Here is a 9,246-nt window from a genome sequence, read left to right as displayed (position 1 = left end):
CTTCGGCTTCGGCTTCGGCTTCGGCTTCGGCTTCGGCTTCGGCAATATTATCTTCTTGTTCGTTTATTTCAGTAAAATCAGTGTCTTGCTCGATATTCGATTGGCCAGTTTCACCAACTGCATCGTCCACCGCATCCGTTGCAAGCTCGTTTAGCTCTGGAAGATCATTTTCATCCAATATCCATTGATCGGTTAACTGATTCTCATCTGCACTGGACTCCGCGAATACTTCCTCAGGTTCTGTGAGACCCTCAAAATCCCCGTCACCAATATTCTCTGGAGTTGTAGTATCAGACTGCTCAGAGTCCGGAACAGGCTCTGGATCTGCTTCGGCTAAAGTATTTGAAATCGCACTGAATTGATCTTCATCATTGGATTCTGTTTCCCATGGTTCAGCCACCAAGTCAGCATCCCAATCAGCTGTTTCGGTATTGTTTTCCTGTTCGGTAGTTTCCGTTTCTAATGCTGAGTCAATCGGTTGATTATCTGTAGATTTGGGCACATCGGAGGATGTTGACTCTGTCTCTATTGATTCCGGCTCAGCTTGATCCGCTTGAACTGAAATGTCTTCCTCCATTTCCGTCGATTTATCCGAGGCGTCGGCTTGCATGATGCCGAGTGGTTCGTCGTCTGCTTCAATGGTATCTGTTTCAAAGTTCGCCATTTCAGATAATTCATTAAAATCATGGTTTATCTCTGGCTCATCAATGGGCAGATCTGCTGATTCATTCTGCTCGGCATTAATTTCCTCATTTGCTTCAACGTCATCCAAACTCAAGTCACTGGATACAGGCTCCATCTCATCACTTTCGACTGAAGGTTCAGTTGTCTGCATCAGATCATCAATTTCCGCCAATGAAATGCTATCTTCAGTAGCAGTATCATATTCCTCCAGATCTAATTCTACGTCTGCTGGCGAAACAGTATTGGCAAACGATTGGAAAGCATTATCATCGGTGTCGAATGCATGTATTTTCAGTTCTTGATGCTCAAATGCTGAAGAGTCATCCTCCGATGACGCTGCCTCATCAGGGGTCGGCGATTTACCATAGATATCTGGAATCTGATTCGTCCAGGCTTTATTTAAATGCGCCTTCATGCCCTTTGGCTTAGAAGCATTAGTTGTTGTGCTGGCTTCTGCTATTTTTTCATCAACAGATTCAGGTTCTACATCAGCAATGTCGGGCGTTGTCTTACCATAGATATCCGGGACGGTGGGATTCCAGTCGTTTTTTAAAAAGTCAGCCATCCGCATAGAGCTTTTTACTGGAACTTGAGACGAATCCTCATCTATATCGGATTGCTGTGCATCTTTCTGATTTGGCTCAGACTCGGCTAACGCGTCGAACTCCGCCAATTGTTCAGACTCGAGCTCCAACTCGGCTTCGGTTGAAATAATTTCCTCTTCAGCGTCAGTCTGTTCCGTTGTAGCTGATTCATCATCAGGCTGGTTTTGATTAAAAATATCATCAACATCGACTTCTTCACTGTCAATATCGGCTAATTCAATATCAAAATCCGCTTCAGTATCTGATTCATCAGATATCGCTGTTGTATCATCCAGATTCTCAGTTTGAGCAACAACTGCTTCAGCATTGTTATCATCAAATACTCCATCGAATTCATCCGTTTCTTCTGTCTCAGCTTCGACGGAAACATCAACAGCCTCCAATTCATCTGCTGGTACATCCTCATTTTCTTCAACTATCAGCTCGGGCCCCGTCGCTTCTAATTCAGCGTCAGCTTCCATAATGCTGATGGTGGCATCTGTCAGTGCAGTAATTTGTTCAGGTAAATTTTTAAGTGTTTTTTCATCCTGCTGGGTATATAAATTGACTATCGACTTATAGATTTCCTTTTCACGCAACATCAACTCCTCAACCATAGAGTCTAGTGCTGCACCACTCAACCCATAACGTGAACTGAGCTGACTGCTTAACGCCACAACGCGTTGCTCATAACTGTTTTTGAGTAGCCTGGCTGTTTTTGCTGCTGCGGTCTGGGTACGTTTTTGTTTACGACGGGCACGTAACAAAACCCAGATAAACAAAATGGCAAAAATAGCAGCCAGCTCATATGCCAACCATTGAAAAACGGGATCTGTCATCGACATTTACAATAAGTCTCCAGGTAATAGCTGCCGGCGGCGGCTGCGATGCCAAAACCAAAATCCGATTAATAACAGTAAAACGATAACCGCGTTACCAATCGCTAAGATCACCGTATCCGATAACTGAAATGATGCATTTGAAGTTTCGGGATCTTGGGCGTCGACTATCGGATCAATCAGCACCGGCTCAAATGGCTTGGCGTTGTTTTGTTCACTGGGTACAGGTGTTTCGGACGTAATGGTCAGGGTGCTGCCATTCTCATCCAGTAACTGAATAGGTTTAGGTTGCAAAAATACATTCCGTCCAGTGGGAGTTTTACCCCGAATTTGCAGAGATAATTGATAAGCCGTTTCAGGTTGCAAATCGGCCACTGTCAGTTGCCAGGCATTATCTGATTGACGCAAGACATCATAGGGAAACTCACTGCCATCGGGTGCGCTGAGTAAAGCCGTAATTTGCAGAGATTGTGGATCAATCATGCTGGCATCCGCCGACATAGATAAACGATGGCTGCGGCTATCTGCTTCTATTTGCGAAACAGTCACATCAAAAGGTAGTGCGACAACATTCACGGATTGCCGACGCTGCCGCTCAAAGGTGTCACTTTTTGCCGTGATCACAATATCGTTTTGTCCACTATCAAACAGCTTGCCTAAATTTGCCATAAACGTCGCCGTCTGGTTATTTAAGGTCATTGTTTTATTGATCGGTTCGCCCTGTACCGGTTGAGTGCTTAACTCAGCGGTCACCAGTTGCAGGAAATCTTCACGATCGATTTGCTTACCATGGTCGGTCAAATGCGCCACGATATCAAATTGCTCTCCGGCCAAAATATTATTTGGAAGATCAATGGTCTCCATTTTAAGGTCAGTTAAAACCATAACGCGGTTATCTGGGTCGATATTGCCATCAATAAACCACTCGCCAGGCATAGGATTATCTATTGTAATCAAGTCAAAATGTTTTTCCTGCATCCAGCGCACAGAGGATTCGTGTGCGTCGGCTTGTTGGCGTTTTTGATCAGGTTGCTGCAATTGCGTTACGTCAGTTTCATTTTCTCGGAAGACTAAAATTGTCATTTCATTGACGCTGTTATCAATGACAAAACGATTATCGACTAACGGAACAGAATCGCGTTGAGTAGCCTGTTCGAATAAATGCAGAAACACTCGTTCGAGCTCATCAGCATTATCAACCTTGTGATACCAACCATCGGTGGAGAGTGATAATTGTTTTAGCAGTTCATGATCCGCCTCTTCAGATAGGGCAATCGTATGAATTCGAAAGCCTTTCTGTTTTATTTGCGGCAAAAGTTTATTAATTATGTTTTGACGGGACTGTTCGCTGGCCGTTTTACCCTGATGCAAATCAACCAGACCATCAGATAACAGAATAATACTGCGTTGTTTTGAGGGATTCGAAGTGTTGACATTGGCAGTCGCCTTTTGCAAAGCCTGCTCAATATCTGTGAATAAACCATGTGAATGAATTTCAGAAGATTTTTGTTCGATCCGTTGTCGCCAGTTGTCATTGGCTTTTTGTATTGGTACCAGCATATTGACGTATCGGGCAAAGGTCCAGACACCACTCTCAGCGTCTCCCGGCATAAGCCCGCCCAGCAATCGAAGCCCCGGCGAACGAAGATTTTGCGGATCGTTGTATTTCATGCTGCCTGATACATCAATAATGATGCGGACATCAGCGTTAGAGCCCGTATTTGCCTGCGCTGGAAAAATAAACCAGATGATAGGCAGTACCAGTATTACCCTTAATATTCTCTGCATAAAAACAACCTGTTTGGCTTGAGAAGCGGCAGAAAAGGTCATTATTGACGATTTCCTGACGCGAATTGTTTTATTTCAGACTCAATATGCAGGTTTTATGCCGATAGGTCAGTTATTTGCTTGGCGTGCTTAAAGTAGATCCAACCCACGCTGTATATCTGATTGAATATCTTCGACATTTTCCAAACCAACCGACAAACGTATCATGCCATCGCTGATACCTGACTCCGCTCGTGCTTCCACTGACAAACGGCCATGCGTGGTAGTGGCCGGATGCGTAATCGTACTTTTCGTATCACCCAGATTGGCGGTAATCGAAATAAACTGTGTCGCATTAATCAATTTCCAGGCAGCTTGCTGACCGCCCTTCACCTCAAAAGCAATAATGCCACCAAAGTCAGATTGTTGCTGTTTAGCCAATTGATGACCTGGATGCGACTCGAGCCCGGCATAAAACACCTGAGTAACCTGTTTCTGCTGCTGCAGCCAATGTGCCAGTTGATTAGCATTGGCAGAATGCGCTTTCATGCGTAAGTCCAGCGTTTCCAGGCCTTTCAGAAAAGTCCAGGCATTGAATGCACTCATGGTGGGGCCGGCTGAACGCAGGAAGCCGTAGACCTCCTCTCCAACCCGTTGTGCATCGCCAACTACCGCACCACCCACACAACGCCCCTGCCCATCAATATATTTAGTAGCCGAGTGAATAACGATATCCGCTCCAAGTAACAAAGGCTGCTGCAAAGCGGGAGTGCAGAAACAGTTATCAACAATTAATAAACAATCATGCTGCCTGGCTAATACTGACAAAGCTGCCAAGTCAGCAATTTCATTGAGTGGATTAGATGGTGTCTCCAAAAACAAGGCTTTGGTGTTCGGTTTGATTGCCGCTTCCCATGCAGCTAAATTGGTTAACGGAACATAATCTGTCTGCAAACCGAACTTGCTGAGGTATTTATCAAACAAAACCCGCGTCGTACCAAACACACTGCGAGACGACACAATATGATCACCCGCAGCGCATAAGCCCATAAAGGTAGCCAGAATGGCTGACATGCCAGAAGCCGTGGCGACACAGGATTCACCCTGCTCCAGTGACGCTAAACGTTGCTCAAAAGTACGGACTGTGGGATTGGTAAAACGTGAATAGATATTGCCAGGTTCATCACCGCCAAAACGAGCTGCCGCTTGCTCTGCACTATCAAAAACAAAACTGGAAGTAGGGAAAATCGGTTCGGAATGTTCACCCTCAGGTGTTCTCACCTGTCCTGCACGAATAGCTCGGGTGGCAAATCCCTGGTCTTTGATATCGGTCATGATAACTCTGAAAATAGCTGGAAAATCCTGTCATTCTAAAAGATAAGCCATACCAGTGACCAGCTTTATCCTTGGTTGGCTGAATGAGAGAAAATGAAGAAAGCAAATAATTAGATCGATTCAAAAATACTTTTACCGAGATTTAATGTATCTCAGCCCAGGCAACATAGATCGAAAAATTCATGCTCAGCCCGAATGACTGAGCATGATCTCATCATTTTTCTATGGCTGATAATGCAATGTCAGCATATAAGTACGATCTAATGTGTTGAAATTATTAACGGTTTGATATTCCTTATCGAAGACATTCATTGCGTTTAACTTAACTGACCAGTCGTTATCAATCTGATAAGCCACTCGTAAGTCCACTAAACCATAACCACCTAAACGCGTGTTGTTGGCTGCGTCATCATAACGATAGTCACTGACTTTCCAGCTACCACCAATCGACCAGTCGCCAAACTGACGATCGACATGCAAATTTGCTAAACGCTGTGCTCTGCGTGGTAGCTTATTACCTGTTTCTTCATCTTCCGGTTGAAGCACAGTAGCATTAAACTGTATCTGCCAATTCAGCAGCGTTGTACCCAAATCAAATTCAATGCCTTTAATTTTGGCTTCCGCCACATTTTCTGTCGTAGGGAATTGATACACCAGCAAATCACGAATCTTATTCTGATAAGCATGAACTCCCCAATTCCCCCAATTGGCATTGCCTAACAAGCCGATACCATAATTTTTGGATTTTTCAGCTTCCAGATCAGGGTTACCAACAAAATAACCTACATCAGGATAATAAAGCTGGTTGAAAGTAGGCGCTTTAAATGCGGTTCCGGCATTGGCCACAACCTGCAGACCTTGGGTCAGTTGATATCCCCACTCTGCCGTACCAGTTGTTTTTTCACCGTAGGCTTCATTATCATCATGACGTGCACTCAGTAACCAGCTGTGACGATCAGCCTCCCCTTGCCAACTGACAAATAGCGCCTTGTTATCGCGGGAGCTTTCATCGAAATCAATCGTACTCTCTACGCGATCATGATCATAATCGAAGCCTACATTGAGTCGTTGGTATTTAGACAACATGAACGTATTGACCAAGCTGATAAAACGATGTCGAGTGTTATAGGTCTTGCCTTGCGGGTCCGGCATGCCATTGACATAGTTATCATTTTCATCTCTCGACTCAGACAAATTCAACGACATCAACCAAAAATCAGTTACTTGGTATTGTGTATTGACGCCCAAAACCTGCTGCACATTATTGGCATAATAGTCTTCAGTTAAGGAGAAACTATCATAATGATTTCTGGATTGAGCCCGTAAAAAATTTGCTCCGATACTCCAGCCTTCGGTTAATTGGTGATCCACTCTTGCTGAAAAACTGTTATTTCGATAACCATCATGATCCGGGTTATCTTCTTCACGAGCATTGATACCGTTGGTTGATTGATGGGTAAAGTTGGCATGATAGCGAGTAGTTTCATTTCCGCCACTGACACCGCCACTGGCTTGTTTCGTGTTATGACTGCCAATACCTACTGAAGCATAAGGAGTTGGGCTTTGATTTTTACCTTGTCGGGTAAAGATCTGAATCACGCCGCCAATCGCCTCGGCTCCATACAAACCAGAACGTGAACCACGAACAATTTCGATACGTTCAATCTGGTTTACTGGAAAGTCTTGAAATGAAGGGGTTCCAGCAGTCGCGGAATGCCATTTCACTCCATCGACAAGCACTAAAACATGCCCAGAGTTGGTTCCACGCAGATAAATACTGCTGGCTTTGCCGAGACCACCGCTGTTAGTCATATCGATGCCGGGATAGCGCGAAAGCAAGGTAGGTAAATCATTAATCTGCAACCGATCAATATCCGCACGAGTAATAACTGTATTGGGTGCCAACGCATTTTCGGTGGGCATCCGATTAGCGGTAATTGTCATTGCATCAAGGGATTCCTGTTCGGCCAAAGCCGTAACAGAAAAGGTGGAAGTAGCCAGTGCCGCCAAAGTCAGTCGTGCACAGACGCGCAAAGGCATGGCCTTTGTTGAAGGTTTCATATTGTCTCCTTGGGATACGCTCACCCGCGATCCAGGTTAATAAAGTCACACAACACGATTCGGTTGTGATGAACTTCAGGCCGGTCTCCGGACTCACGTTGTGGCTTGCGCCAGTACACCCGCCTTCCCACGATTAATCGCAGTGGCTGATTGGATGCATTTTCAACGTTTACCGTTGCGGGGGCAGTGTTGGTTTTGCACCAACTTCCCGTTTAACTCTGATGGATATCAAAGCACCTGAAGAGGCGCGCATCTTAAATCTCCTATGACTTATCGTCAAACCTGATAATGGCCATAAATGAATTCCAAATTGACAATATAGCCTGCTAATCCTTATTCTGTCGGCAGTTTCAGGTGTCGCAAGAGCGATGAAACGGGAAGTCGGTGGATCTGGATATCAGATAAACCCGACACTGCCCCCGCAACGGTAAATAAGTTCAGGTTGAACGGTATGCCACTGTATCTATTACGGGAAGGTGTTCAACTGGTGATAGCACCGCTTATGAGTCCGGAGACCGGCCTGAATTATCATGGTCTTATGATCGAAAATGTAATTAACCAAGTTGTGCGGGTGGGCACATCGGAGAATCTCAATGTCGTTATTATCTCAACGTCAGCAACTGATCGTGGCTGCGCTTCTGGCTGTATTAATGGTGATGACTCGTGGTCATCATTTTGCCGATATCAACATCCTCCCCAGCGCCTCCTGGGCAATATTTATGTTGGCTGGTTTTTATCTGGTCTCAAAATTATGGTTTCCCGTATTTTTGGGTTTGGCGGTAGCGCTGGACTTGATGTCTGTTTATATAGGTGGGGCTAGTAATTTCTGTGTTTCGCCGTCCTATGGCTTTTTGCTGCCCGCATACGGCAGTTTATGGCTGGCCGGTCGCTGGTTTTTATCCAGATACCAATTTAACTGGACTGCGCTGTTCACATTAGCTGCGGCCCTGACAACAGTTACCGCAGTTGCCGGCCTGTTCAGTGGCGGTGGTTTTTACTGGTTTTCAGGTCGTTATGTCGACCCAAACATGGCAGAGTATCTGACCCGGTTTATCCAGTCCTATCCTGGCAACCTCAGTAAATTAAGCTTTTACATCGCCATTGCCGCAGTAATTCATAGCAGCTTCCGTTTAGCGAATTTGAGCCAGCGCAGTAATCCGCTACGTTAATGTCAAAGCAGCCGCAAACCTGCGCTGCGCTGATTATTGCTGCCCCAGCCTCAGGTCAAGGTAAAACCACTGTTACCGCGACCTTGGCGTGGCATTATCGACGTCAGGGTAAACAGGTCCGAATTTTCAAAGTAGGTCCAGACTTTCTGGACCCAATGATCTTGTCTTTTGCTTCCGGCCATCCCGTTTATCAAGTTGATTTATGGATGGTCGGTGAAACCCACAGCAGACACTTGATTGCCGACGCGGCCGGGCAAGCTGACATTATTCTGATTGAAGGCGTGATGGGCTTATTTGATGGTGCTCCCTCCACAGCCGATCTGGCTGCCATTTTAGGTATCCCGATGTTAGCTGTGATTGATGCCAGCGCCATGGCACAAACATTTGCTGCTTTAGCGTTTGGCTTAGCCCACTTTCGTTCGGATGTGACATTAACTGGCGTTATGGCCAATCGTGTGGGCAGTGCCAGACATGCTGAAATGCTGACATCCGCTTTACCAGAAGATATACCCTGCCTTGCTACTATGCCTCGTCAAACTGAAAGTCTGCCCAGCCGTTATCTGGGTTTGGTTCAGGCTGATGAACTCACTGATTTGAGTGAGCGTCTGGACACTCTGGCAGATAGCCTGCAGCTCGATCCCGAATTTGTATTACCGCAAATCAAACTAGACAGCGCTCCTGTAGAACATTTACCACCACTCTTAAAAGCTATTCGCATCGGCGTGGCTAAGGATCCAGCATTTGCCTTTATCTATCAGGCCAATCTGGATTGTCTAACCGCGATGGGTGCTGAGCTGATATTTTTTT

6 protein-coding genes and 2 riboswitches are annotated in these 9,246 nt (G+C 45.5%); of the genes, 2 read left to right on the top strand and 4 right to left on the bottom strand.

Features of this window, described 5'->3' with window-relative positions; all coding sequences use genetic code 11:
* The 4 genes from LGT40_RS01320 to LGT40_RS01305 all read right to left on the bottom strand — a co-directional run.
* The coding region (locus LGT40_RS01320) for a midas domain-containing protein (RefSeq protein WP_226343139.1) at window positions 1–2,113 on the bottom strand (2,113 nt) is incomplete at its 3' end.
* A complete protein-coding gene (locus tag LGT40_RS01315) occupies window positions 2,114–3,937 on the bottom strand; it encodes a vWA domain-containing protein (protein ID WP_226070359.1) in 1,824 nt (607 codons plus the stop codon). It lies immediately after the preceding gene.
* Between the two features lie 87 nt (window positions 3,938–4,024).
* Complete coding sequence (locus LGT40_RS01310) at window positions 4,025–5,209, bottom strand: O-succinylhomoserine sulfhydrylase (protein WP_226070361.1); 1,185 nt, start codon at window positions 5,207–5,209, stop codon at window positions 4,025–4,027.
* 222 nt (window positions 5,210–5,431) lie between these two features.
* Window positions 5,432–7,270 (bottom strand): TonB-dependent receptor domain-containing protein, encoded by a 1,839-nt coding sequence (locus tag LGT40_RS01305; protein ID WP_226070363.1) that lies wholly within the window; start codon window positions 7,268–7,270, stop codon window positions 5,432–5,434.
* Window positions 7,271–7,331: 61 nt separating this feature from the next.
* A riboswitch (cobalamin riboswitch) is annotated at window positions 7,332–7,526 on the bottom strand.
* Window positions 7,527–7,605: 79 nt separating this feature from the next.
* Window positions 7,606–7,808: riboswitch (cobalamin riboswitch) on the top strand.
* Between the two features lie 55 nt (window positions 7,809–7,863).
* On the opposite strand from LGT40_RS01305, the gene LGT40_RS01300 reads away from it, so the two are divergent.
* Together LGT40_RS01300 and LGT40_RS01295 are read left to right on the top strand one after the other, a co-directional pair.
* Window positions 7,864–8,439, top strand: a complete 576-nt coding sequence (locus LGT40_RS01300) for a hypothetical protein (RefSeq protein ID WP_226070365.1) — start codon at window positions 7,864–7,866, stop codon at window positions 8,437–8,439.
* Window positions 8,439–9,246 (top strand): cobyrinic acid a,c-diamide synthase CobB (locus LGT40_RS01295; RefSeq protein WP_226343138.1); only part of this gene is annotated, 808 nt, incomplete at its 3' end. The genes LGT40_RS01300 and LGT40_RS01295, both read left to right, overlap by 1 nt.

Source organism: Methylophaga pinxianii, assembly GCF_020447225.1.
Classification (GTDB): Bacteria; Pseudomonadota; Gammaproteobacteria; order Nitrosococcales; family Methylophagaceae; genus Methylophaga; species Methylophaga pinxianii.
Note: the sequence above shows the minus strand (reverse complement) of the source record. Positions and strands in the feature narration are given on the sequence as shown.